The sequence below is a fragment of the Kitasatospora sp. NPDC032121 genome, from assembly GCF_055580145.1.
Genome location: NZ_JBVILX010000008.1, coordinates 250,655 through 273,797, shown reverse-complemented (window position 1 = coordinate 273,797; position 23,143 = coordinate 250,655). Strand labels below are relative to the sequence as shown.

General features: G+C 75.0%; 22 protein-coding genes. 8 read left to right on the top strand and 14 right to left on the bottom strand.

All coding sequences use genetic code 11. The annotated features are described in order from the left end of the window. Window positions 1–2 precede the first annotated feature (2 nt). Both ACZ5OX_RS22235 and cpt read left to right on the top strand, forming a co-directional pair. The gene (locus ACZ5OX_RS22235) at window positions 3–1,436 is read left to right on the top strand and encodes a cobyrinate a,c-diamide synthase (protein ID WP_465632256.1); all 1,434 of its coding nucleotides are present in this window, start codon (window positions 3–5) and stop codon (window positions 1,434–1,436) included. A 107-nt stretch (window positions 1,437–1,543) separates the two neighbouring features. After that, the gene (cpt, locus tag ACZ5OX_RS22230) at window positions 1,544–2,122 is read left to right on the top strand and encodes a chloramphenicol phosphotransferase CPT (RefSeq protein ID WP_465632358.1); all 579 of its coding nucleotides are present in this window, start codon (window positions 1,544–1,546) and stop codon (window positions 2,120–2,122) included. 9 nt (window positions 2,123–2,131) lie between these two features. Here the strand turns inward: cpt and ACZ5OX_RS22225 are convergent, their stop codons facing one another. Next, window positions 2,132–2,743 carry a TetR/AcrR family transcriptional regulator gene (locus tag ACZ5OX_RS22225; RefSeq protein WP_465632254.1) on the bottom strand — a complete coding sequence of 204 codons (612 nt, stop codon included), beginning with the start codon at window positions 2,741–2,743 and terminating at the stop codon, window positions 2,132–2,134. A gap of 119 nt (window positions 2,744–2,862) precedes the next feature. Here ACZ5OX_RS22225 and ACZ5OX_RS22220 point away from each other — a divergent pair, with 119 nt between their 5' ends. Together ACZ5OX_RS22220 and ACZ5OX_RS22215 are read left to right on the top strand one after the other, a co-directional pair. Further along, on the top strand, window positions 2,863–4,056 hold the full coding sequence (locus ACZ5OX_RS22220) for an FAD-dependent monooxygenase (protein ID WP_465632252.1): 1,194 nt from the start codon (window positions 2,863–2,865) through the stop codon (window positions 4,054–4,056). A gap of 478 nt (window positions 4,057–4,534) precedes the next feature. After that, window positions 4,535–5,203: a class I SAM-dependent methyltransferase gene (locus ACZ5OX_RS22215; protein ID WP_465632250.1), complete on the top strand. Its 669-nt coding sequence runs from the start codon at window positions 4,535–4,537 to the stop codon at window positions 5,201–5,203. Window positions 5,204–5,224: 21 nt separating this feature from the next. Here ACZ5OX_RS22215 and ACZ5OX_RS22210 read toward each other — a convergent pair whose 3' ends face one another. Continuing rightward, window positions 5,225–5,674, bottom strand: a complete 450-nt coding sequence (locus ACZ5OX_RS22210) for a hypothetical protein (protein WP_465632248.1) — start codon at window positions 5,672–5,674, stop codon at window positions 5,225–5,227. Window positions 5,675–5,865: 191 nt separating this feature from the next. After that, on the bottom strand, window positions 5,866–6,375 hold the full coding sequence (locus tag ACZ5OX_RS22205; protein WP_465632246.1) for a MarR family winged helix-turn-helix transcriptional regulator: 510 nt from the start codon (window positions 6,373–6,375) through the stop codon (window positions 5,866–5,868). A 159-nt stretch (window positions 6,376–6,534) separates the two neighbouring features. Here ACZ5OX_RS22205 and ACZ5OX_RS22200 point away from each other — a divergent pair, with 159 nt between their 5' ends. After that, complete coding sequence (locus ACZ5OX_RS22200; protein ID WP_465632244.1) at window positions 6,535–7,485, top strand: EamA family transporter; 951 nt, start codon at window positions 6,535–6,537, stop codon at window positions 7,483–7,485. A gap of 135 nt (window positions 7,486–7,620) precedes the next feature. On the opposite strand, the gene ACZ5OX_RS22195 is transcribed toward ACZ5OX_RS22200, so the two are convergent. The 4 genes from ACZ5OX_RS22195 to ACZ5OX_RS22180 form a co-directional block, all read right to left on the bottom strand. Further along, window positions 7,621–8,448 (bottom strand): hypothetical protein, encoded by an 828-nt coding sequence (locus ACZ5OX_RS22195; RefSeq protein WP_465632242.1) that lies wholly within the window; start codon window positions 8,446–8,448, stop codon window positions 7,621–7,623. A gap of 123 nt (window positions 8,449–8,571) precedes the next feature. After that, the gene (locus ACZ5OX_RS22190) at window positions 8,572–9,603 is read right to left on the bottom strand and encodes a TolB family protein (RefSeq protein WP_392878372.1); all 1,032 of its coding nucleotides are present in this window, start codon (window positions 9,601–9,603) and stop codon (window positions 8,572–8,574) included. Then, on the bottom strand, window positions 9,600–11,069 hold the full coding sequence (locus ACZ5OX_RS22185) for an MFS transporter (protein ID WP_465632240.1): 1,470 nt from the start codon (window positions 11,067–11,069) through the stop codon (window positions 9,600–9,602). Before ACZ5OX_RS22185 ends, ACZ5OX_RS22190 begins: the two co-directional genes overlap by 4 nt. A 5-nt stretch (window positions 11,070–11,074) precedes the next feature. After that, window positions 11,075–12,037 carry an alkaline phosphatase family protein gene (locus tag ACZ5OX_RS22180; protein WP_465632238.1) on the bottom strand — a complete coding sequence of 321 codons (963 nt, stop codon included), beginning with the start codon at window positions 12,035–12,037 and terminating at the stop codon, window positions 11,075–11,077. A gap of 296 nt (window positions 12,038–12,333) precedes the next feature. Here ACZ5OX_RS22180 and ACZ5OX_RS22175 point away from each other — a divergent pair, with 296 nt between their 5' ends. Further along, the gene (locus ACZ5OX_RS22175; RefSeq protein ID WP_465632236.1) at window positions 12,334–12,876 is read left to right on the top strand and encodes a cobalamin biosynthesis protein; all 543 of its coding nucleotides are present in this window, start codon (window positions 12,334–12,336) and stop codon (window positions 12,874–12,876) included. Then, on the top strand, window positions 12,873–13,919 hold the full coding sequence (gene cobC / locus ACZ5OX_RS22170; protein WP_465632234.1) for an Rv2231c family pyridoxal phosphate-dependent protein CobC: 1,047 nt from the start codon (window positions 12,873–12,875) through the stop codon (window positions 13,917–13,919). The genes ACZ5OX_RS22175 and cobC overlap by 4 nt, the downstream gene beginning before the upstream one ends. A gap of 54 nt (window positions 13,920–13,973) precedes the next feature. Here the strand turns inward: cobC and ACZ5OX_RS22165 are convergent, their stop codons facing one another. From ACZ5OX_RS22165 to ACZ5OX_RS22135, 7 genes are all read right to left on the bottom strand, one after another. Then, complete coding sequence (locus ACZ5OX_RS22165) at window positions 13,974–15,041, bottom strand: cobalamin-independent methionine synthase II family protein (RefSeq protein WP_465632232.1); 1,068 nt, start codon at window positions 15,039–15,041, stop codon at window positions 13,974–13,976. 96 nt (window positions 15,042–15,137) lie between these two features. Further along, window positions 15,138–15,731: a hypothetical protein gene (locus tag ACZ5OX_RS22160; RefSeq protein ID WP_465632230.1), complete on the bottom strand. Its 594-nt coding sequence runs from the start codon at window positions 15,729–15,731 to the stop codon at window positions 15,138–15,140. Window positions 15,732–15,900: 169 nt separating this feature from the next. Further along, window positions 15,901–16,998, bottom strand: coding sequence for an LLM class flavin-dependent oxidoreductase (locus tag ACZ5OX_RS22155; RefSeq protein ID WP_465632228.1), 1,098 nt, complete (start codon window positions 16,996–16,998; stop codon window positions 15,901–15,903). A gap of 378 nt (window positions 16,999–17,376) precedes the next feature. Continuing rightward, the gene (glnII, locus tag ACZ5OX_RS22150) at window positions 17,377–18,399 is read right to left on the bottom strand and encodes a glutamine synthetase (RefSeq protein ID WP_465632226.1); all 1,023 of its coding nucleotides are present in this window, start codon (window positions 18,397–18,399) and stop codon (window positions 17,377–17,379) included. Between the two features lie 223 nt (window positions 18,400–18,622). Beyond that, window positions 18,623–19,642, bottom strand: a complete 1,020-nt coding sequence (locus tag ACZ5OX_RS22145) for an SCO1860 family LAETG-anchored protein (RefSeq protein WP_465632225.1) — start codon at window positions 19,640–19,642, stop codon at window positions 18,623–18,625. Between the two features lie 182 nt (window positions 19,643–19,824). Beyond that, window positions 19,825–20,502, bottom strand: a complete 678-nt coding sequence (locus tag ACZ5OX_RS22140; RefSeq protein WP_392878392.1) for a uracil-DNA glycosylase — start codon at window positions 20,500–20,502, stop codon at window positions 19,825–19,827. A 185-nt stretch (window positions 20,503–20,687) separates the two neighbouring features. Continuing rightward, window positions 20,688–21,779 carry an amidohydrolase family protein gene (locus tag ACZ5OX_RS22135; protein ID WP_465632223.1) on the bottom strand — a complete coding sequence of 364 codons (1,092 nt, stop codon included), beginning with the start codon at window positions 21,777–21,779 and terminating at the stop codon, window positions 20,688–20,690. A gap of 119 nt (window positions 21,780–21,898) precedes the next feature. Between ACZ5OX_RS22135 and ACZ5OX_RS22130 the strand changes: the two genes are divergently transcribed. Next, window positions 21,899–22,984 (top strand): pyridoxal-phosphate-dependent aminotransferase family protein, encoded by a 1,086-nt coding sequence (locus ACZ5OX_RS22130; RefSeq protein WP_465632221.1) that lies wholly within the window; start codon window positions 21,899–21,901, stop codon window positions 22,982–22,984. The last annotated feature ends 159 nt before the right edge of the window (window positions 22,985–23,143 follow it).

Here is a 23,143-nt window from a genome sequence, read left to right as displayed (position 1 = left end):
CGTTGAACACCGCCCCCGGCACCGCCCCCCGCCTCGCCCCCCGCACCGTTCCCCGCCTCGTGGTCGCCGCGCCCTCCTCGGGCGCCGGCAAGACCACCGTCGCCACCGGCCTGATCGCGGCACTCGCCGCGCGCGGGCTGGCGGTGTCGCCGCACAAGGTCGGCCCCGACTACATCGACCCGGGCTACCACGCGCTCGCCGCCGGACGCCCGGGCCGCAACCTGGACGCCTTCCTGTGCGGGCCGGAGCGGATCGCGCCGCTGTTCCTGCACGGCGCGGCGGGGGCGGACGTCGCGGTGGTCGAGGGGGTCATGGGCCTGTTCGACGGGGCCTCCGGGCGCGGCGAGCTGGCGTCGACGGCGCACGTCGCCAAGCTGCTGCGGGCGCCGGTGGTGCTGGTGGTCGACGGCTCCTCGCAGTCCCGCTCGGTGGCCGCGCTGGTGCACGGCTTCGCCTCCTGGGACCCGCAGGTGCGGCTCGCCGGGGTGATCCTCAACCGGGTCGCCTCCGACCGGCACGAGCAACTCCTGCGCGAGGCACTGGAGGAGGGCTCCGGCGTACCGGTGCTGGGCGCGCTGCGCCGCTCGGCGGCGATCGCCACGCCGTCCCGCCACCTCGGACTGATCCCCGCGGTGGAACGCTCGGCCGAGGCCCTCAAGGCGGTCGCCGACATGGGTGAACTGGTGGCCTCCTCGGTCGACTTGGACGCCCTGCTCGAACTCGCCCGGACGGCACCGGACTTGGACGCCGAACCGTGGGACCCGTCGGCCGAGGTCGCCCCGGTGGCCGGCCGGCCGCGGATCGCGGTGGCGGGCGGCGCGGCCTTCTCCTTCTCGTACGCCGAGAACGCCGAACTGCTCGGCGCGGCGGGCGCGGAGGTGGTCCCGTTCGACCCGCTGCACGCCTCGGCCCTACCCGAGGGGACGGCCGGCCTGGTGGTCGGCGGCGGCTTCCCGGAACTGTACGTCCGCGAGCTGAGCGGCAACGCCCCGCTGCGCGACGCCATCGCCGCGTTCGCCGCCGCGGGCGGGCCGATCGCCGCCGAGTGCGCCGGGCTGCTCTACCTGGGGCGGGAGTTGGACGGTCTGCCGATGTGCGGCGTACTGGCCGCCGACGCCCGGATGACCGAACGGCTCACCCTCGGCTACCGGGAGGCGGTCGCCCTGCACGACTCCCCCCTCGCCCCGGCCGGCACCCGAGTGCGCGGCCACGAGTTCCACCGCACCGTCTGCGAGCCCGGCGCGGGCGAACTCCCCGCCTGGGGCTGGCGCCTGCCGACCGGCCCCCGCACCGAGGGCTTCGCCGGCGGCAACGTGCACGCCTCCTACCTGCACCTGCACTGGGCGGGCGCACCGGCGCTGGCGTCCTCCTTCACGGCCGCGGCGGCGGCCTTCGCGGCGGGGGCCGCTACGGCGGGTGCGACCTTCGGCGGATAACGCTACGGCGGGTGCGACCTTCGGCGGATAGCGCCGCGGCGGGTGCGCCCCCGGCGAATAACGCCGCGACACCGTGCGGTGTCCGGGCCTAGGCTGCGCGCATGCATGTGATCGTCCTCAACGGCGGGTCCAGCTCCGGCAAGTCGAGCATCGCGCGATGCCTGCAGGAGCTGCTGCCGGATCCCTGGCTGCACCTCGGAACGGACACCATGGTCGAGGCACTGCCACCCTCGCTGCGCAGCGGCGGCGAGGGGATCGGCGGGCTGGAGGGCGGGGACGGGACGGTCGAGGTCGGACCGGCGTTCGCCGCGCTGGACGCCGCCTGGACGCTCGGGGTGGCGGCGATGGCCCGGGCCGGGGCCCGGATCGTGGTGGACGAGGTGTTCCTCGGCGGCGCGGCTTCACAGGCCCGCTGGCGGGCGGCGCTGGAGGGCCTGGACGTGCTCTGGGTCGGGGTGCGCTGCGATCCTGCGGTGGCCGCGCGGCGGGAGGCCGCACGCGGCGACCGGGTGGCCGGGATGGCCGCCGCGCAGGCGGAGGCGGTGCACCGGGGGGTCGCGTACGACCTGGTGGTGGACAGCTCGCGGGCGGCCGCGGCGGACTGTGCCCGGGCCGTGGCGGCACGGGTGGCGGCCGCCGACTCGTCGGACGGGTCGGCGGACGGGCGGGCCGGCACCCCCGCGTAGGGCCGCGGGCTACTCCCGGTCGAGCAGCGCGGCGAGGTAGGACGCCACCTCGTCGCGCAGTTCCTCCGGCGACGGGACGTGCCAGTGCCCACTGCCCGCCGTCGCGTTGAACAGGACGCCGTCGCACCAGCGGATCAGGCGCCGGGCGTCCGCCGTCGGGGCGGCCGAGCCGCTCCGGGCGAGCAGCGCGGCGGCGATGTCGGCGAAGCGCCCGCCCAGCCGGTCGTAGACGGCGCGCAGTTCGGGCCGCCGGGTGGCCTCCAGGGCGAGTTCCATGCGGGCCAGGGTGAGCCGGCGGCCGGTGGTGAGTGCCTGGTGCAGCAGGTCGGCGCCGACCCGGACGAGGAGGTCCCGCGCGCAGGCGGGGGTGGGCGACGCCGCGGCGGAGGGCTCCACGGCGAGGACCGGGTGGTCCTCGGTCTCCCGCTCGACGATCCGGGTGAGCGCGAGTTCCAGCAGGGCGGCCCTGGTCCGGGCGAGGTTGGAGGTCGAGCCTGAGGGCAGTCCGGCCTCCTCGTCCACGGCGCGGTGGGTCAGCCCGCGCAGGCCGCGTTCGGCGATCAGGGTGATGGCGGCGTCGGCGATCAGGGTGGGGCGCGGGGGCGTCATGGGTCCGATCATGGCCTCTCTCCTCGGACGATCCCAAACCACTACAGCAGTAGTTTCCAGTGGACTACATCTGTAGTACGGTGCTGGGCAGACGCACACTACGGACGTAGTGCAAGGAGAGGAGCCCTCCCGTGGGCAGCCCACAGAGCAGTCGGCAGGCGATCGTCATCGGCGGCGGCATCGGCGGTCTCGCCGCCGCCCTCGCCCTCCACCGCCGGGGCGTCCCGGTCCGCGTCCACGAGCGCGCCGACTCCCTCGAACCCGTCGGCGCCGGGCTCGCCCTGGCCCCCAACGCCCTGCGCTCCCTCGACCGGCTCGGTGTCGGCGAGCGCCTGCGCGCCCTCGCCACCCCACACCCCGCCATCGGACTGCGCCACCCCTCCGGCCGCTGGCTGGCCCGCACCAGCACCACGGTGTTCGAGGCCTACTTCGGCGACACCATCGCCGCCGTCGCCCGCGCCGACGTCATCGACACCCTGGTCGACGCGCTCCCGGAGGGCACCGTCCGCACCGGCTCGCCCGCCGCCCTCGTCACCCCCGGCGGCCCCACCGAGCCCGCCGTCGTCCGCACCACCGACGGGGAGGAGACGGCCGACCTGGTCGTCGCTGCCGACGGCATCCGCTCCGCGACCCGCAGCCGGCTCTTCCCCCGACACCCCGGCCCCCGCTACAGCGGCTTCACCACCTGGCGCGCCGTCGTCACCCCCGACCGCCGCCCGGCCGCCGCCGGCGAGGTGTGGGGCCGCGGATGCCTCGCCGGGATCGTCCCGCTCGCCGACGGGCGGGTCTACGTCTACGGCGCCGCCCTCGCCCCGGCCGGCGAGCGGGCCGCCGACGGGGACGAGCGGGCCGAACTCCTGCGCCGGTACGGCGACTGGTGCGCCCCGGTACCGCAGCTGTTCGCGCTGGCCGAGCCCGAGCACGTCCTGCGCCACGACGTCTGGGACCTCGCCGACCCGCTGCCCGCCCACCACCACGGCCGGGTCGCCCTCCTCGGCGACGCCGCCCACGCGATGTGCCCCTTCCAGGGCCAGGGCGCCTGCCAGGCCATCGAGGACGCCGTCGTCCTCGCCTCCCTGCTCACCCCCGGTACCGACCCGGCCGCCGCCCTGCCCTCCTACACCGCCGCCCGGCTCCCCCGCACCACCGCCGTGGTGGCCGGCTCCCGCCGGATCGGCGACCTCGTCGCCCTCCGCTCCCCCGCCGCCACCGGCCTGCGCACCGCCGCCCTCACCCTCGCCGGCCTCCTCCCCGCCCGCGCCCTGCTGAGCCGCTCGGCCCCGACGTACGGCTGGCAGCCACCGGCCCTGGGCGAGACGGGGTGAGGGGGCACGCAGTCCCGGGGCCGAAGAGCACGCACACCACGGGGTGTCGGCGTCGAGGCCGGGTCAGAGGCTGTGCGTCGGTGTCCCTCGCGTGCCGGGGCGGCGGGTCGTAGGCGAGGTGGACGGCGCGGGCCGCCTCGTCCACGACCTACCGCACCCGGCCGCCGGTGGTCACCTCGTACTCCCACGGCGGCAGCTCACGGCTCGGCCACCTCGCCCTGATCGTCACCGGGCAGGGGCCCGGTGAGCTCGGCCGTCGGTTCCGGATCCGCGAGGGCTCTCGCCGTCCCGCCGCGTGACGTGCACGCGCTGGGCCCGCTCCACGGTGTCCGCCACACGTTCGAAGTTCTTCGACGACTCCGAGAACGCCACGGTGGGAGTCGACATGGCTCGACGGCAGTTCGGAACACGTTCCGCAGTCCATCGCGATGGGGTCACCAGGCCACGCATGTCGGTGGGTGTTGCGATGATGCGTGCCATGGGTGACTCCGGCCGACGGGCCATTGCCGAGTACTGGGACGCGGCCGCCGCGGCCTTCGACCAGGAGCCCGACCACGGGTTGCGGGCGGGGCCGGTACGGACGGCGTGGGTGCGGCGAGTGCGGGGGTGGGTGCCGGGTGGGCCGGCGGACGTGCTGGACGTCGGGTGCGGCACCGGGTCGCTGGCGCTGCTGCTCGCGGCGGACGGGCACCGGGTCACCGGGGTGGACCTGGCGCCGCGGATGGTCGGGCGGGCCAGGGCGAAGCTGGTCGCGGCGGGGCTGACGGCGCGTTTCCTGGTGGGCGACGCGGGCGCGCCGCCGCTCCGCGACGGAAGCTTCGACGTCCTGCTGTCGCGCCACCTGCTCTGGACGCTCCCCGAGCCCGAGCGGGCGCTGCGCGCCTGGGTGCGACTGCTGCGGCCCGGCGGCCGGCTGGTCCTGGTCGAGGGTCGCTGGCGCGAGGCCGGGCGGGCCGCCGACGTCCCGCCGCCGTACCCGGCCGGTGCGGGGCGGCTGCCGTGGGGCGGCGGGGTCGGGGCGGAGGAACTGGCCGCGGCCGTCCGGCCGTTGGTGTCCCAGCTACGGGTCGAGCCGCTCGCCGGGGAGGCCGAGCTGTGGGGCGGCCCGGTGGACGACGAGCGGTACGCGCTGGTCGCGCGACGTTGAGCGGCCTGCGGGGCGGCCGCGTCAGGCCCGCCTGCCGAAGGTGCCGTTGAGCGGGTCGGACCGGTGGCAGGCGGCGCAGCGCAGCCGGGTGTAGATCGCCACCGCGCCCATGAAGACGTCCTCGCGCCCGTCGGCCGGGGACGCGGAGGAGGCCGGCTCCCCGCAGTCCAGGCAGACGCGGCGCGGCCGGGCGGCGATCGAGCAGGCGCGGCAGACCAGGTGGGTCGGGTGTTCCGCGTGCACGACGACGGGCTGCGGGCCGCCGTACAGCAGGTGGTCGCACCACGTGCAGGACTCGTCCTGCTGCGACGCCAGCATCCGGGCCCGGGTCTCCTGCTGCCACTTCGCGGCCTTCTGCACCGGCACCCTGACCGGCGGCCCCCATCCGGAGGCGGTGAGCCACTGGGCGCCCTCGGCCCCGGCGGCACGCAGCTGGTCGTCGACGGCGATGTCCCTGGGGGTCTTCTTCATCGGGGCCTCTCCTCCGGTGGGCTTCCGCAGGGGATAACGCGGTCGGGACGCGCCTGGACACGCCGCCCGGCGCGCGGCCCCGTCGGTGCGGCCCGCTAGCGCAGCCCCTGGCGGCCCAGGCCGGGCCGACTCGGACGGCCCGATCCGGACGGCGGCCCGAACCGGACGCCCGATCCGGCCGGCGGCCCGATTCAGAGGAGCGGCTCGGTGTCCCCGTGGGCGACGAGGAGCTTGCGCAGCAGGGTGTCGAGCCGGGTGCGCTCCTCCGCGTCGAGGGCGGAGAGGATGCGCTCCTCGTTGGCGACGTGGCCGGCCAGGGCGCCGTCGATCAGCTCCTTGCCCGCCGGGGTGAGGCGGACCAGGACGGCGCGGCGGTCGCTCGGGCAGGGGTTGCGTTCGACCAGGCCCTTGGCGGACAGCCGGTCGACGCGGTTGGTGATGGCGCCGGAGGTGACCATCGCGGACTTGAGCAGCGCGCGGGCGTTGAGCTCGTACGGCTCGCCGGAGCGGCGCAGGGTGGCCAGCACGTCGAACTCGGAGGAGTCCAGGCCGCAGGCGCTGAAGTACTCGCGCAGGGCGTTGTCGACCCGGACGTTGAGCCGCCGCAGCCGGCCGATCAGGGCCATCGGGCCGGCGTCCAGGTCGGGGCGGGCCCGGGCCCACTGCTCGACGATGTCGTCCACGGTGTCGCGCTGCTGCATGTCCGCCGCCCTCCCGGAGCCGTCTGTCCGCGACCGCCCGAGGCCGTCCGGACCCGCCTGTCCAACCTAGATATCTTAACATTCACATACTTGACGTTCGCCGATCCCGGGCGTAGAAAGTATCTCAACGTTCAGATAATCAACGTTCAGGGGGAAGCCATGGCCGTCATGGACCGCAAGCGCGCGGGGATCGCCGTCACCGCCGCACTCGCCCCGGCCGCGTGGGGCACCACCTACCTCGTCACCACCCAGCTGCTGCCCGAGGGCCGCCCGCTGCTGCTCGCCGCGCTCCGCGCGCTCCCGGCCGGGCTGCTCCTGCTGCTGATCGGCCGCCGACTTCCCAAGGGGCGCTGGTGGGGGCGCGCGGCCGTACTCGGGATGCTCAACATCGGGCTGTTCTTCCCGCTGATGTTCGTCGGGGCCTACCGCCTGCCCGGCGGCGTCGCCGCCACCATCGGGGCGATCCAGCCGCTGCTCGTCGCCGGGTTCTCGATCGGCGTGCTGCGGGTGCGGCCCGGACGACGGGCGGTGGTCGCCGGACTGGTCGGGGTCGGCGGAGTGGCCCTGCTGGTGCTCAAGAGCGGCGCCCGGCTGGACGGCGTCGGTATCGCCGCGATGGTCGCCGGGATCTCGCTGATGGCCATGGGCACCGTCCTGACCCGCCGCTGGGGCCGCCCCGAGGGCGCCACCCTGCTCGACCTCACCGCCTGGCAGCTCCTGGCCGGCTCGGTCTTCCTCGTCCCGCTCGCCGCCCTGGTCGAGGGCGCGCCGCCCGCGCTGAGCGCCGCCAACCTGGCCGGCTTCGCCTACCTCGGCCTGTTCGGCACCGCGCTCGGCTACTTCCTCTGGTTCCGCGGCATCGAGCACCTCGGCGCCGGCCCGGCCTCCTTCCTCGGCCTGATCAACCCGGTCGTCGCCACCCTCGGCGGCCTCCTCGTCCTCGGCCAGACCCTCACCCCCTGGCAGCTCCTCGGCCTCCTCCTCGCCCTCGCCGCCATGCTCGTCGGCCAGGCCCCCGCCCGCCGCACGCCGGCCTCGACGCCCGCCCCCACGCCCCCCGCGGCACCTCTTGCCCCCACACCCCACCCCACACCGGCCACCACCCGCTGACCACGCCGCCACACGCCTGCGCCCCGCCGAGTCCGTCCCGGTGGGGCGCAGGCGTGTGCGTGTGCGTGTGCGCGTCGGTCGGCTGTGGGGATGAACGGGCTGCTCGGACGGCGACACCCGGGCCCTGGCGGTGGGTCAGCCGGTGGCGCGGATGTAGATGTCGGCGGCGCCGGGCAGGCCGCCGGGGATGGTGGCGACGTAGATGCGGCGGGCGGTGGTGGTGCGGGTGGGGACGGCGGTGGGGCTGGGGGTGGGGGTCCAGGTCGGGGTGGGGGTCGGGATCGGGGCCGGGTCGTCGGCGGTGGGCTCGTCGGGGGCCGGGTCGGCGGCGGGGGCGACGGCCGGGGTCGGGGCGGCGGGGTCCGCGGGGGCGGTGAGAGGGTCCGCCCGGTTTCCCGCGGTGCCGGCGGTGCCGCCCGGGCTGTCTGGGTCGGCCTCCGGCGACGGGCCCTCGGTGGGAGTGGAGGCGAAGGTGGACGCGGACGGCGTGGCGGCGGGCGGCAGCGGGGAGGCGGGGAGTTCCGGGGCCTCGGCCGGTTCGTCGCCGCCGAGGGCGGCGACCAGGTCGGCCGGGAGCCGCGAGGCCGGGCCGGGTGAGGGGAGGTCGTAGGCGCTGAGGAAGTCGCCGAGGCCCGGGGCCCTGCCGCCGCCGAGGCGGTAGTGCAGGTAGGCGACCGGGGCGCCGTCGGAGGTGTGGGTGTAGACGGCGCCGACCGGGACGTAGAAGCGGCCGACCCCGGGGTGCTGGGACGGGTGGAGGCCGGCCAGGCGTTCGGCGCGGTCGCGGTCGGTCTCGCGGCCGGCGGTACCGGCGGTGAGCGCGTTGACGCCGCGCACCACGAGGGCGGCGGCGACGGACACGCAGAGCACCAGCCCGACGGCGACGGTGCGCCGTAGGACCGGGCGGCCGTGCAGGGCGGGCCAGGAGTCGGTCACCATGCGCTCGGGTGGGATGCCGTCCACGGTTGTCTCGCTCCCCCGTTCGATCAGAACGCTCGATCAGGACGTCTGATCAGGGCATTCGTTCAATATGCCCGATCAGGGACGTCACACTCTGCTCGACGTGGGACCGTAGCCGAGAGTTCCTCAGCCCAGGTAGGCGGGGGCGACCGCGGCCTTGGTGACCGGCTGCGCGCTGCCCGAACCGTCCGCCGGGACGGTCCACAGATCGGCACCGTAGTCGCCGGGCAGCGCGTAGACCAGAGTGCCGTCGCCGGACCAGAGCGCCTGGTCGTCGATGTTGCGCTGCTCGGCGGTGGCGGTCTCGGTCATCGTGGCGAGGTCGAGCACGTACAGCCGCCACGGGGAGTCGGCGGGCAGGCCGGGTACGCGCTTCTTGTACGCGACGCGGGTGCCGTCCGGGGAGAGCGAGGGGCACTCGACGTTGTCGTGCAGGGCGGTGAGGGTGCGGGCGGCGAGGTCGCCGCGGACGAGGTGGGTCCGCCCGGCGCTGGCGAGGGTGGCGTAGAAGGTGTTGTCGTCGGCGAAGGTGACGCCCCAGATGTTGACGTCGTGCGCCTGGTACGGGTGGCCGTCCAGCACGACGGCGAAGTCCTCCAGGTTCTCCCGCAGGTTCCAGTCCCGGACGTCCACGATCGAGGTGCGGGTGGAGAAGTCGCTGCCCGCGTACGAGTCGCCGCTGACGAAGACCGTCCACGCGGCGAGGTGCCCGGACGGCGAGACCCGGGAGCGGGTGGGGATGCCGGCCGCCGGGAACGAGCGGAGCTCTCGCAGGTGGTCGTCCAGGACGACGGCGCGGTAGCTGTCCTCCAGCGCGCCGCGCTGTGCCTGGAGGCAGATGCCGGTGCCGGCGGCGGCGTGGAAGCGCAGGCACTGGACGCCGGAGGCGGTGCGCGGTCCGTCCGGGTGGTCGGCGGCGACGGTGGTGATCTCGTCCCGGTGCGGGCCCCAGGCCATGTTGCGGAACAACAGCTGTCGTCCGCCGCTCTGCACCTGTAGTGACACCGGCCCCGACTCGACGGACGGCCCGCCGGGCTGGGCCTGGTCCCGGCGGGCGGTGCGGCCGGCGGCGTTCAGGACGGCCCCGGTGCCGACCGCGCCGAGCAGGACGACGGCGACCAGCAGGATGATCACCCTGGTCCGGTTCCGCAGGTTCATGGGGTCTCCTCCTGGGTCGTCTCCGACGGCTTCGCGGCGACGGCGGGCTCGGGCTGCCCGCCGACGGATTCGGGCACGCCGCCGCCCGGTTCGTACGAGCCCGGGGCCCCCGGTCCGGACGGGCCCGGGGCCACGGCGCCGGACGGGCGCAGCACCGCCGCCGCGCCGAGCACGCACAGCGCCAGCGCCCCCGCCGACCAGCCCAGCGCGGCCGGGCCGCCGACGGCGCCCCACAGCGCGCCGAACAGCAGCGAGCAGGCGAACCGGGCCAGCGCCTGCCCGGTGCCGACCAGGGCGAGCCCGGCGCCGCGCTGCTCGGCGGGTACCGCGTCGGCGGCCGCGGCGGCGAGCACGCCGTCGGTGGCCGCGTAGAAGGTGCCGTGCAGCACCAGTACGCAGAGCACCGCCGGCAGCCCGCGCAGCGGCGAGAGCAGCAGCCCGTACGCGAGCAGCAGTACCCCGTGCCCGGCCAGGAAGAGCCGGTGGCGGCCGATCCGGTCGGCGAGCGCGCCGAGCGGGACGGCGAGCAGCAGGAAGGCGGCGGCGGTGCCCAGCGGCAGCAGCGGGAACAGGGAGACGGACAGGTCGAGGCGGCGCTGGACGAGCAGGTAGAGGAAGGAGTCGCTGACGGTGGTGAGGCCGAGCAGGACGGCGCAGAACGTCAGCCTGCGCAGCCCCGGCAGCCGCAGCAGGGCGAGGCCGGCGCGCAGCGAGGGTGCGGAAGTCGACAAGTCGTCACCCCGCTGCCGGTTCGGCACGAACAGCAGCAGGATCAGCACGCCGAGCGCCGCGACGCACGAGCTGACGGTGAACACCGCGTCGTAGCCGTGCCGCTCCCCGCCGTCGGCGAGCAGCGGCCCGCCGGCCAGCCGCAGCACCAGGAAGGCGGTGAGCGGGCCGAGCAGGGCGCCGGCCGTGTCCATCGCCCGGTGCACGCCGAACGCCCGGCCACGGTGCGCCGGTTCGGTGGCGAGCGAGATCATCGCGTCCCGCGGCGCGGTGCGCAGACCCTTGCCGGTGCGGTCGACGGCGATCACGGCGCCGATCAGCGGCACGGTGTGGACGAACAGCAGCAGGGGCCGGCACAGCGCGGACAGCCCGTACCCGACGGCGGCGACGGCCTTGTGGCGGGCGGCGCCGTCGCGGCCGCGGCGGTCGGAGAGGTGGCCGCCGACCAGCCGGACGAGGGTGCTGAAGCCGTTCTGGATGCCGTCGAGCAGGCCGAAACCGAGCGGGGAGAGGCCGAGGCCGGTGAGCAGGTAGAGGGGGAGGACGGCGGTGACCATCTCGGAGGAGATGTCGGTGACCAGGCTGACCGTGCCGAGGGCGATGACCGCCCCGGGCACGGTGCGCGGGCCGATGCCCCGCCGCACCGGGCCGGCGGCCGGGGAGGCGGAGCCGGCCGGCGCGGCCTGCGTGGCCGGCCCGCCGGGGGCCTTCGAGCTGCGGGAGTCCGCGACGTACACGGGCGTCAGTTCCAGATTCCGGTGATGTCGGCGGCGCCGGCGGAGTTGCCCGCGTGGGCGTCGACCCCGGCCAGGTCCTCCAGGGTGTGCAGCACGTCGTAGTGGTTGTAGGTGGCGGCGGTGCTGCTGCCGGGTGCGACGTGGGCGCCGTAGACCAGGGTCGGGATGCGGTTGCCGGACAGCTTGTCGTCCTCGTCGAAGGTGAGCAGCAGCAGGCTGTTGTGGCTCTTCGCCCACTGCGCGTACCCGTCGAGGTTGGTCTGGAGCCAGGAGTCGCCGGTGCCGACGGAGCAGTCGTGCATGTCGTCGCAGAGGTCCGGGACGACGAAGGAGACCTTCGGCAGGGTGCTGTAGTCGCTCGGGAAGGCGTCCATGCCGTACGCGCTGGAGGTGGGCACGTTGCCGAAGCCGAACCACGGGTTGTGCTTCTGGGCGTAGTCGCCGCTGCTGCAGTCGGTGGCGCCGGGGGCGGGCAGGCCCTCGTTGTAGCTGGCCCAGGTCTGGCCGGCACCGATCAGCTCGGAGGCGAGGTTGGGCTCCTGAAGGGCGCCGACGTCCACGCAGCCGTCGTCCACGATGCCCTGGGAGCTGCCGGAGAACAGCATGTAGTAGTTGGGCTGGCTGGGGTGGGTGAGCGCGTAGGAGTTGGTCAGCGTCGCGCCGCCGGCCACCAGGGTGTTGTTGATGTACGGGGCCTTGGAGCTGCCGATCACCTGCTTGTAGGCGTGGTTCTCCAGCACGACGACGACCACGTGGTCCGGCGCGGGCAGCCCGGCGGCGGCGTCGGCGGCCGCGCTGCCGCCGGCGGCCCACAGGCCGAGCGAGCCGGCGACCAGGCCGAGGCCGGCCGCCAGCGCGGTGAGCGGGCGGCGGCGGAGGGGGCGCGGGAGGGCGCCGGGGTCGTCGGGGTCGCCGGGGACGGGGACGGGGACGAGGGTTCCGGGGGTGCGCAGTCGTGCGAAGGCCATGAGGTCCTCCGGAGGTCGGGGGCTTCCCGGGCGGGAGCGCCGAGAACAGTACGAGCGCCGCAGTGTCGTGTACCCCACAACACAGGTGAAGAACAGACGAACACCTGCCGCGCGCGGCGGCCCCGGGGCGGACCGGCGGCGTCGGGCACGGTGCCTGGCACAGCGTCGGGCACAGCGTCGGGCCTGGCATCGGGCACAGCGCCGGGCCTGGCGTCCGATGTCACACCCGCCACGATTGACCCGTTCCGGCCGGGCGTGGTGGGATCACCGGAGTTCGGGACGAAGGGGTGCGGTAGGTGAGCGGACTGGTCGCCGTCGTCCCGCGCACCCTGGTGGTCGGGATCGGCGCGAGCAGCGGCGCCGATCGGACCGAGGTGCTGCGGCTGTTGACGGACACCCTCCGGGAGGCCGGGCTGGACCGCTCCGCGGTGGCCCGGCTGGCGACCGTGACGGGCAGGGCGGACCACCCGGCCGTGCGCTGGACGGCCGACCGCCTCGGCGGGGTGCCGGTGGACGAGCACCCGCCCGAGGCCCTGGCGGGCGTGCCGGTGCCGAACCCCTCCGCCACGGTCGGTACGGCCGTCGGGACCGCGAGCGTGGCCGAGGCGGCGGCGCTGGCGAGCGCTCCGGGCGGCCGGCTCCTGGTCACCAAGCGGAAGTCGGCGCGGGCCACGGTCGCGATCGCCCGGGCCGCGGCACCGGACGGGCCCGCCGCGCCGGTCGCGCAGGTCGCACCGCCCGTCACGCCCGCCGCACCTCCCGGCCCGCACCAGCCCCACGCCGCACCACCCCGCACGCTGAGCACCACCCGCACCACCCCGCAAGGAGACCCCACGTGACCACCCCCGAACCCGACCTGCGCCACCACGGCGACGCCGAGGTACGCGCCGACGGGCTCGGCCTGGTCGACCTCGCCGTCAACGTCCGCACCGGCACTCCCCCGGCCTGGCTGCGCGAGCACCTCGCGGCCACCCTCGGCGACCTCGCCGCCTACCCCGACCAGAGCAGCGCGCGCGCCGCGGTGGCCGCCCGGCACGCCCGCCCGGTCGAGGAGGTGCTGCTCACCGCGGGGGCCGCGGAGGCCTTCGTCCTGCTGGCCAGAACTCTGACGCCACGTCATATCGCTGTGATCCACCCGCAGTTCACCGAGCCGGAGGCGGCGCTGCGGGACGCCGGACACCGGGTGCACCGGGTGCTGCTCTCCCCCGAGGACGGCTTCCGGCTGGGCACCGTCCCCGAGGAGGCGGACCTGGTCGTCCTCGGCAACCCGACCAACCCGACCTCCGTGCTGCACCCCGCCGAGGCCGTCGCCGCGCTGGCCCGGCCGGGGCGCACCCTGGTGGTGGACGAGGCGTTCATGGACACCGTCCCGGGCGAGCGGGAGTCCCTCGCCTCCGTCCGGGACCTGCCCGGCCGGGTCGTCGTGCTGCGCAGCCTCACCAAGACCTGGGGCCTGGCCGGACTGCGGATCGGCTACGTGCTCGGGCCCGCGCCACTGATCGCCGACCTCGCCGCCGCCCAGCCGCTCTGGCCGGTGTCCACCCCGGCGCTGGCCGCCGCCGAGGTGTGCAGCGGCCCGGCGGCGCTCGCCGAGGCGGACCGGGCGGCGGCCGAACTGGCGCTCCGGCGTGACCACTTGGTGAAGGGCCTGGCCGCCTTCCGCTCGGTGCGGCTGTACGGCGAACCGGCCGCCTCCTTCGTCCTGGTGCGACTGCCGGAGGCGGCCGCCGTCCGGCAGCGGCTGCGCGAGCACGGTTTCGCCGTCCGGCGCGGGGACACCTTCCCGGGGCTGGGCGAGGAGTGGCTGCGGATCGCCGTCCGGGACGAGGCGACCACCGACCGTTTCCTCAACGCCCTTGAGGCCGTACTCGGTTCGGCCTGACCACCAGAGAGGCTCGGCCGTCCAGCCGCCCGGCGAACGGCCGAACAGGAACCCCTACCGGAGCCCGAGCGCCTCCGCCGCCAGGGCGGTGCCCCGCACCCGCGCCGCGATCTTGGCGAAGGCGGTCTCACGCGCGGTGGAGGTGTCGTCGGCGAACGGCGAGAACCCGCAGTCGTCGGTGGTGCCGAGCTGGTCGACCGGGATGTACCGGGCCGCGGCCAGCACCCGGTCGCGCACCTCCTCCGGGGTCTCCACCCTGGGGTCGATCGGGTCGGTCACCCCGACGAACACCCGGATCCCGGGGTGGAGTTGATCCGCGATGACGGCGAGAACGCGGTCGGGATCGGCCTCGCTCGCCAGCTGCACGTAGAAGTTGCCGACCTTCAGCCGGAAGAGCTTCGGCAGCAGCTCGGCGTAGTCGACGTCCAGGCTGTGGGTGGAGTCCTGGTCCCCGCCCGGGCAGGTGTGCACGCCGAGGCGGGCCCGCTCCTCCTCGGTGAACCGGTCGAGCACCCGGTTGTTGAGGGCCACGAAGTCGTCCAGCAGACCGCCCGACGGGTCCAGCTTGAGCGACAACCGCCCCTCGGTGAAGTCGAGTTGGACGACGTGGGCGCCCGCGTCCAGGCAGCCCCTGATGTCGGCCTCGGCCTCGTCGACCAGGTCCTTCAGGAAGTCCTCGCGCGAGTAGCCGTCGATGCCGTCGGCCGGGTAGAGCAGGCTGAGCGCCGAGGGCGCGATGACGGCCTGCTTGACGGGCTGCGAGGTGTGGCGGAGGGCCTCGCGCAGGTAGGTCTCGGCGCGGACCCGGTACCGGAAGGGCCCGGCGGTCAGCCGCGGCAGCTGCCGGGTGTGCCCGTCGGCGAAGGGGATGACGGCGCCGTTCCCGTCAAGGGCGGTCAGCCCGGTGAGGGGGTACGTGACGAAGCTCGGTTTCGCCTGCTCGCCGTCCACCAGGACGGGGCAGCCGAGTTCCGCGAGCCTGGCCAGGGTGTCGGCGGTGGCCTCGTCCTGCAGCTTCTTCAGGTCGGCGTCGGACAGGCGCCCTTCGGCGTGCTCGGCCAGGGCGTTCAGCAGGGTGCGCGGCCGCGGGATGCTGCCGATGGGCTCCGTGGGAATGGTCATGATGGGACGTTAGAAAGCGCGGCGCGACGTGCACAACGGGGCGCACGGCGCACTACACCGGATCACTCACACCGCGCGCGCCCCACCCTCCATGGTTCACGCCCCCGGAACAGCGCGACCCTCCGCCCACTCCCGTAGCCTGGCGAAGTCGTCGGCCAGCAGGCCGATCCGGGGGTTGACGTGCAGGGCGAGCGCCGGACCCGGGTGGTGGGCTGCGATCCACTCCTCGTCCCGCGGGCCGAGCTCGTCGTCCACCCAGACGAACGGGCGCCCGGCGGCCCAGGCGACCACGTCCCTGGTCTTCCAGTGCAGCCCGCCCGGGTCCGTACCGAACAGGTCGGACCAGCGGATGTACGGGAGTTCGGGCAGGCCGATGTGCGGGCCTATGTGGGTGTTCGCCTCGCCCATCCACCCGGTGGCCCACACCAGTTCGTACGGCAGCGCCAGCAGCTCCTCGCCGTGCGAGGGGTTGAGCCAGACCCGCAGCGGCTTGACCCGGACGGCCGGAGGCTTGGCGTGCTTGGCGCGCGTCGCCTGCCGGGCCTGGACCGCCGCCAGGTGCTCCTGCTTCGCCACCCACCAGGAGGGGCGCAGGCGGTGGGTGGCGTAGCCCTCGGGCCTCCGCTTCGGCGCGGCGTAGGGGTTGAGCGGTCCGTCCACGTCGAGGAGGAGCAGGGGCTGCTGGGTCATGCCATGAATTCTCGATCCGGCAGGGGCGCTTGACCAGCGATTTGCCAGTCACGATCGGGTTCCCACGCCAGGAGTCACGGGCGGACCCAGGAGTCACGGGCGGCTCCGGAGGCCACGGGCGGCTCCAGAGGCCACGGGCGGCTCCGGAGGCCACGGGCGGACCCAGGGCTCACGGGCGGCTCCAGAGGTTGCGGGCGGCGAGCAGCGGGAGCACGCCCTCACCGAACCAGTACGCCTCCTCCAGGTGCGGCATCCCGCTCAGCACGAACTCGTCGATGCCCAGGCCGTGGTACTCGCAGATCAGGTCCGCGACCTCGCGGTGGCTGCCCACCAGCGCCGTACCCGCGCCGCCGCGCAGCAGCCCGATGCCGGCCCACAGGCCGGGGTGCACCTCCAGCCGCTGCGCCGAGCCGCCGTGCAGCGCGAGCATCCGCCGCTGCCCCTCCGACTCGCTCTCGGCGAGCGCCCGTTGGGTCTCCCGCACCCGGCGCGGGTCCATCGCGGCGAGCAGCCTCTCGGTCTCCGCCCAGGCCTGCGCGGCGGTGTCCCGGGTGATCACGTGCAGCCGGATGCCGAACCGGACGGTCCGGCCGCGGGCGGCGGCCAGTTCGCGGATCCAGCGGATCTTCTCGCGGACCTGGACGGGCGGTTCGCCCCAGGTCAGGTAGACGTCCGCGGACCGGGCCGCGACCTCACCGGCGGCCGGCGAGGAGCCGCCGAAGTACACCGCCGGCACCGGGTCCGGCAGCCGGTTCAGCCGCGCCCCCTCGACCCGCAGGTGGGGGCCGTGGTGGTCGACCGTCTCCCCCGCCCAGAGCCGCCGGGTGACGTCCAGGAACTCCCCGGTCCTGGCGTACCGGGCGTCCTTGTCCAGGAAGTCCCCGTAGGCGCGCTGCTCGGCGGACTCCCCGCCGGTCACCACGTTGAGCAACAGTCGCCCGCCGGTGTGCCGTTGGTAGGTCGCGGCCATCTGCGCGGCCAGCGTCGGGCTGATCTGCCCGGGCCGGAAGGCCACCAGGTACTTCAGCCGCTCGGTCACCTGGCTCAGCATCGCGGTGGTCAGCCAGGCGTCCTCGCACCAGGCCCCGGTCGGCGTCAGCACCCCCTCGAAGCCCAACTGCTCGGCGCTGCGGGCGATCTGGCCGAGGTAGCCGATGCTCGGCGGCCGGTCCGACCCGGCCGCGCCGGGCGTGGAGCCGTGCCCGCCGCCGACGATCAGCCGACTGTCGCCGTTGGTGGGGAGGAACCAGTGGAAGGTGAGAGCCATGGACGGACACACTCCTGGGGCCGGTACTGCCTGAGGTCGGTTGACGGAACCCACCGACCACGACACCCGTCCGCCCACACCCGCCCCAGGTCCACGTGCAGCCTGCGCACGAGGAGGGGCCGGTCCGAAGCAGTCACGGCCCGATTCTCCGTGAACTCCCCCACCCGATCAAGGCCCCCCGTCCGCCCCCGGCACCACCACGCGATCAAGGCCCACCGTCCACCCCGGACACCACCACCCGATCAAGACCCACCGTCCGCCCCGGACACCACCACCCGCCCCGAGGGCCACACACGCGACGGAACGCCCGCAGGCCCCCTCCTGCACCGGGAGGGGGCCTGCGGGGTGTGGTGCGGGTGCCCGGGTGGGGCGGGTGGATCAGACCTGGCCGGCCTTCTCCAGAGCCTCGCAGCAGGTGTTGATCAGGAGGCGGGTGACGACGTAGGGGTCGACGTTGGCGTTCGGGCGGCGGTCCTCGATGTAGCCCTTCTTGTCCACCTCGACCTGCCACGGGATGCGCACCGAGGCGCCGCGGTCGGAGACGCCGTAGCTGTAGACGTTCCACGGGGCGGTCTCGTGCTTGCCGGTGAGGCGGGACTGGATGTCGTCACCGTACTGGTTGACGTGCTCCAGCACCTTCTCCTGGGAGGCGCCGAGCGACTCGCAGGCGGTGATGATGGCGTCGTAGCCCTCGCGCATCGCCTTGGTGGAGAAGTTGGTGTGGGCACCCGCGCCGTTCCAGTCACCGCGGGCCGGCTTGGCGTCCAGGGTGGCGTCGATGCCGAACTCCTCGGCGGTGCGGTAGAGCAGGTAGCGGGCGATCCACATGTCGTCCGAGACGGTCAGCGCGTCGACCGGGCCGATCTGGAACTCCCACTGGCCGGGCATGACCTCGGCGTTGATGCCGCAGATGGCCAGGCCGGCGTCGATGCAGCGGTCCAGGTGCAGCTCGACGATCTCGCGGCCGAAGACCTCCTCGGCGCCGACGCCGCAGTAGTAACCGCCCTGCGGGGCCGGGAAGCCGCCCTCCGGGAAGCCGAGCGGGCGGGAGCCCTTGAAGAAGGTGTACTCCTGCTCGATGCCGAAGATCGACTCCTGCGCGGCGTACTTCTCGGCGACCTCGCGCAGCAGGGCGCGGGTGTTGGAGACGTGCGGGGTGCCGTCCGTCTCCAGGACCTCGCAGAGGACCAGGATGTGGTCGCCGCCACGGATCGGGTCCGGCACCACGCGCACCGGGTCCAGCACGCGGTCCGAGGCGTGGCCCTCGGCCTGGCTGGTCGAGGAACCGTCGAAGCCCCAGGTGGGGATCTTGTCGGCGTTGGGCAGGACGCGAGTCTTGGAACGGAGCTTCGCGGTCGGCTTGGTGCCGTCGATCCAGATGTACTCGGCCTTGATTGCCACGTCGTGTCCCTCGCATTGCTGGGTGGTGGGTGCCCGCGTAGCGTCGCAAGCCGCCGTTTCCCGGTTGTTCCTCTCGTGTAACGCGCATGTGAACCAACCGTCCGCATTGACACCGTCACGGTGCGGGAGTGCCGCGGGCGGCACTCCCGCCGTTCCGGGTGCCGTCGGTGACGGCACCTGCGTGGTCAGTGACGACGGATGCGGTCGCGGGCGACCGCCGTGGTCAGTGACGGCGGGCGTGCGCGGCGCGGCGGCGCCGGGTGGCCCACAGTGCGGCCGCCCCGCCCGCGACCAGGGCGGCGGCCCCCGCGGCGAGCGGGCCGGTGGCGCTGCTGCCGCCGGTGGCGGCCAGCCTCTCCGCCTTCTCCGGCTTCTCCGTCTTCTCGACCGCGGCCTGCGGGGCGGCGGTGCGGGAGGCGGTGGTGTCGGCGACCGGCTGGGCGGCGGGCGCACCGGTGGACGCGCCGCCGCCGGTGGCCTGACCGGAGGGGACGGCCGGAGTGGCCTGGCCGGACGGAGTGGCCTGGCCGGCCCCCGGCGAGGAGGGCTTCTCGCAGCTCACCGAGGCGACGGTGACCTTCCCGGTGACCTTGGCGACGTTCAGGTTGAGCGGGTTCACCTCCACCTGCACCTCCAGCGCGGAGGCGGCGGCGGTGGTCGTCGTCACGGTCTTCTTGGAGAACTCCACCGAGACGCTGCCGACCAGCGGCACTTCCACCTTGGTCGGCCCGTAGAGGCCGACGGTGACCGGCTTGCCGAGCACGCTGAGCTTGACCGGCGCGACCACGTCGGCGGTGGGCTGCCCGTCCACCGGACAGGTCGCCTCGGCGCTCATCGCCTCCAGGCCGAGCAGCGCGGTGGCGGGCAGGCCGGGGGCGTGCACGTCGGCGTTGACCAACTTGACGGAGGCGGTGGCGCCCTTGGCGTCGACCCTGGTCACCGACTTGCCGATGTCGGCCTTGACCAGCTCGACCGGGCCGGTCTGGTCGACCCCGGCCACGGTGGCCGTCAGGACCGACCCGTCGCGCTGGGCCGGCGACTCCACCTTGTTCAGCGCGACGTTCACCGGGATGTCCACGGCCTTGTTCAACAGGCTGACGTCCAGGTCGAGTTCGGCGGTGACGGCGCGCGCCTTGCCGGGCGACGGGGCGGGCTCGGCCGCCTGGACGGGCCCGGCGGTGAGCAGCGTGCTCGCCACCACGGCGGTGGCCGCGGCGGCGGAAACGATTCGGCGAGAAGACATGGCGATACCCCCACACAGATGAAACGATGAGACGCCAGTCTTCTCGAACAATCCGTCACATGAGTAACACAGAAAGTCATTTCACTCGTTGGAGTGAGATTGGCGTTCTGCACTGACTCGACTCTGCTACGGACGGCCCGCTACGGCCCGGTCCGTACGGACGGTCCGCTACGGCTGGTCCGCTACGGCAGCCGCCAGTCCACCGGCTGAGCCCCCTGCCGCACCAGCAGCTCGTTGGCCCGGCTGAACGGCCGCGAGCCGAAGAAGCCGCGGTCGGCCGACATCGGGCTGGGGTGGACCGACTCCACCGACGGGACGTTGCCCAGCAGCGGGCGCAGGTTGCGGGCGTCGCTCCCCCAGAGGATCGCCACCAGCGGGCCGCCGCGCGCCACCAGCGCCCGGATCGCCTGCTCGGTGACGGCCTCCCAGCCCTTGCCGCGGTGCTGGCCGCTCTTGCGCGGCTGGACGGTGAGCACCCGGTTGAGCAGCAGCACGCCCTGCCGCGTCCACGGGGTGAGGTCCCCGTTGGTGGGCTGCGGCAGCCCCAGGTCGGTGCCGTACTCCCGGTAGATGTTGATCAGGCTCGCCGGGATCGGCCGCACCTCCGGCGCCACCGAGAAGCTCAGCCCGACGGCGTGGCCGGGGGTCGGGTACGGGTCCTGCCCGACGATCAGCACCCGCACGTCGGCGAAGGGCTGCTGGAAGGCCCGCAGCACGTTCGGGCCGGAGGGCAGGTAGGTGCGGCCTGCGGCCAGTTCGGCGCGCAGGAAGTCGCCCATCTCGGCGACCCGTCCGGCGACGGGTTCCAGGGCGGTGGCCCAGCCGGGCTCGACGATCTCGTTCAGTGGACGCGGTGCCATGGTCGCCACCCTATCGGCCTACACCGACAGGGCATTCAGCGGATGATCATGCGATCGAAGGGCCGCCGAGGAAGGCCGGAGCGACGGCCCGGACCGGCCCGCGCGACGGTACGAGCGGGCCCGCACGACGGCACGGACCGGCCCGCACGACCGTCCCGCCGGGCCCTCGCGGCGGCCCCGCGCGACTACCCGACCGGCCGCCCCCGCAGCACCACCAGCCGCGGGTCCGCGAGCACCCGGACGTCCGCCCGCGGGTCCTGCGCGTACACCACGAAGTCCGCCGGCGCGCCCTCCTCCAGCCCGGGCCGCCCCAGCCACTCGCGCGCGCCCCAGCTCGCCGCCGACAGCGCCTCGGCCGGGCTCAGTCCCGCCTTCACCAGCTCCGCCACCTCGTCCGCGACCAGCCCGTGCGCCAGCGAGCCGCCCGCGTCCGTCCCGACGAACACCGGGATGCCCGCGTCGTGCGCGGCGCCGACGGTGTCGTACCGGCGCTCGTGCAGCCGCCGCATGTGCGCCGCCCAGGCCGGGAACTTGGCCTCGCCGCCGGCCGCGAGGTCCGGGAAGGTGGCGATGTTGACCAGGGTCGGCACGATCGCCACCCCGCGCTCGGCGAAGACCGGGATCAGCTCCTCGGTCAGCCCGGTGGCGTGCTCGACGCAGTCGATCCCGGCCGCCAGCAGGTCCGGCAGCGACTCGGCGGAGAAGCAGTGCGCGGTGACCCGGGCACCCTCCTGGTGCGCCGCCGCGATCGCCTCGGCCAGCGCGTCGCCGGGCCAGCAGGCGGCGAGGTCGCCGCGTTCGCGGTCGATCCAGTCGCCGACCAGCTTCACCCAGCCGTCCCCGCGCCGGGCCTCGGCCCGGACGTAGGCGGCCAGGTCGCCGGGCTCGATCTCGTGCGCGTAGTTGCGGATGTAGCGGCGGGTGCGGGCGATGTGCCGGCCGGCCCGGATGATCCGGGGCAGGTCCTCGCGCTCGTCGATCCACCGGGTGTCGGCGGCCGAGCCGGCGTCGCGGATCAGCAGGGTGCCGGCGTCCCGGTCGGTGAGCGCCTGCTTCTCGCTGGTCTCGGCGTCCACCGCGCCGTGCGCGTCCAGTCCGACGTGGCAGTGCGCGTCCACCAGGCCGGGCAGCGCCCAGCCGGTCACCGTCCGCACGTCCTCGGCGGTCGGCGGGCGGGTGAAGCTCACCCGGCCGTCCACCACCCAGAGTTCGTCCCGGACGTCCTCGGGACCGACCAGCACCCGACCCCGCACGTGCAGCACCGCACCATCACTCATGCGCCCGCCTCGCTCCGCTCGCTCATGGCCGCACTCTACCGACGGGCGGGTTCCGTGTAAGCAGTCATGATGCGGCAGACTCGTTTCCGCACCCCACCCCCGCGAAAGGCGAAAAAGACGTGAGCCCCTTCCTCGACCTGCCCCCGCTCAGCGCCGCCGAGTTCGCGGCGATCGAGGACCAGGTGGCCGCGCTGCTGCACACCGAGGCCGACGTGATCGTCACCCAGGGCGAGGCGCTCCTCCCCCTGGAGGCCGCGATCCGCGGCGCCGCGCACCCCGGCTCGACCGCCCTCAACATCGTCACCGGCCCGTACGGGCAGACCTTCGGCAACTGGCTGCGCTCCTGCGGCGCGAAGGTCGTCGACCTGGCCGTGCCCTTCGACAGCGCGGTGAGCGCCGAGCAGGTGGCCGCGGCCCTGGAGGCCCACCCGGAGATCGACTTCGTCTCCCTGGTGCACGCCGAGGCCGCCACCGGCAACACCAACCCGGTCGCCGGGATCGGCGCCGTGGTCCGCGAGCACGGCGCGCTGCTGATGCTCGACGCGGTGGCCTCCGTCGCCGCCGAGCCGCTGCTCACCGACGAGTGGGGCGTCGACCTGTGCGTCATCGGCGGCCAGAAGGCGATGGGCGGCCCGGCCGGGGTCTCCGCCGTGTCCGTCTCCGAGCGCGCCTGGGAGCGGATCGCCGCCAACCCGGCCGCCCCGCGCCGCTCCTACCTGTCACTGCTCGACTGGAAGGAGCGCTGGACGGACGCCGGCCGCGCCGTCCTGCCGCACGCCCCGGCCCAGCTGGAGATGCTCGCGCTCGGCGCCTGCCTGGACCGGATCGCCGCCGACGGCCTGCCCGCCGTGATCGCCCGCCACCGCGCCGCCTCCGCCGCCACCCGGGCCGGCGTCCGCGCGCTCGGCACCCTGGCCCCGTACGTCGTCGAGGACGCCCACGCGGCCCCGGTCGCCACCACCCTGCGCACCCAGGACGGCGTCGACGCGACGGCCATCGCCGCCCGCCTCGACCCGGCCCTGCCCGTCCAGCCGGGCGGCGGCGCGCTGGCCGGCTCGATGCTGCGGGTCAACCACTACGGGCAGGCGGCCGCCCTGGACACCGTCCGGGCCTGCCTGTCGGCCCTCGCGGACGCGACGGACGCCGACCCGGCGCCCGCCCTGGCCGCCGCCGAGGCCGCCTGGAACGTGACCGTCCGGGCCTGACCCGGTACGGGGGAGGGGGGGGGGGGGGGGGGGGCCGGGGGGGGGGGGGGGGGGGGGGGGGGGGTGGGTGGGGGGGGGGGGGGGGGGGGGGGGGGGGGTGGGGATGGTGTTCGGCATCCTCGCGCTGGTCCAGATCAACCGCCGCAAGGAGCGCGGCAC

Coding starts and splice junctions, on each gene's coding strand:
- ACZ5OX_RS22225 (WP_465632254.1), bottom strand. CDS start 2,743: ATGATCGGACCCATGACGCCCCCGCGCCCCACCCTGATCGCCGACGCC.
- ACZ5OX_RS22215 (WP_465632250.1), top strand. CDS start 4,535: ATGGGTGACTCCGGCCGACGGGCCATTGCCGAGTACTGGGACGCGGCC.
- ACZ5OX_RS22210 (WP_465632248.1), bottom strand. CDS start 5,674: ATGAAGAAGACCCCCAGGGACATCGCCGTCGACGACCAGCTGCGTGCC.
- ACZ5OX_RS22205 (WP_465632246.1), bottom strand. CDS start 6,375: ATGCAGCAGCGCGACACCGTGGACGACATCGTCGAGCAGTGGGCCCGG.
- ACZ5OX_RS22200 (WP_465632244.1), top strand. CDS start 6,535: ATGGCCGTCATGGACCGCAAGCGCGCGGGGATCGCCGTCACCGCCGCA.
- ACZ5OX_RS22190 (WP_392878372.1), bottom strand. CDS start 9,603: ATGAACCTGCGGAACCGGACCAGGGTGATCATCCTGCTGGTCGCCGTC.
- ACZ5OX_RS22180 (WP_465632238.1), bottom strand. CDS start 12,037: ATGGCCTTCGCACGACTGCGCACCCCCGGAACCCTCGTCCCCGTCCCC.
- ACZ5OX_RS22165 (WP_465632232.1), bottom strand. CDS start 15,041: ATGACCATTCCCACGGAGCCCATCGGCAGCATCCCGCGGCCGCGCACC.
- ACZ5OX_RS22160 (WP_465632230.1), bottom strand. CDS start 15,731: ATGACCCAGCAGCCCCTGCTCCTCCTCGACGTGGACGGACCGCTCAAC.
- ACZ5OX_RS22155 (WP_465632228.1), bottom strand. CDS start 16,998: ATGGCTCTCACCTTCCACTGGTTCCTCCCCACCAACGGCGACAGTCGG.
- ACZ5OX_RS22145 (WP_465632225.1), bottom strand. CDS start 19,642: ATGTCTTCTCGCCGAATCGTTTCCGCCGCCGCGGCCACCGCCGTGGTG.
- ACZ5OX_RS22140 (WP_392878392.1), bottom strand. CDS start 20,502: ATGGCACCGCGTCCACTGAACGAGATCGTCGAGCCCGGCTGGGCCACC.
- ACZ5OX_RS22135 (WP_465632223.1), bottom strand. CDS start 21,779: ATGAGTGATGGTGCGGTGCTGCACGTGCGGGGTCGGGTGCTGGTCGGT.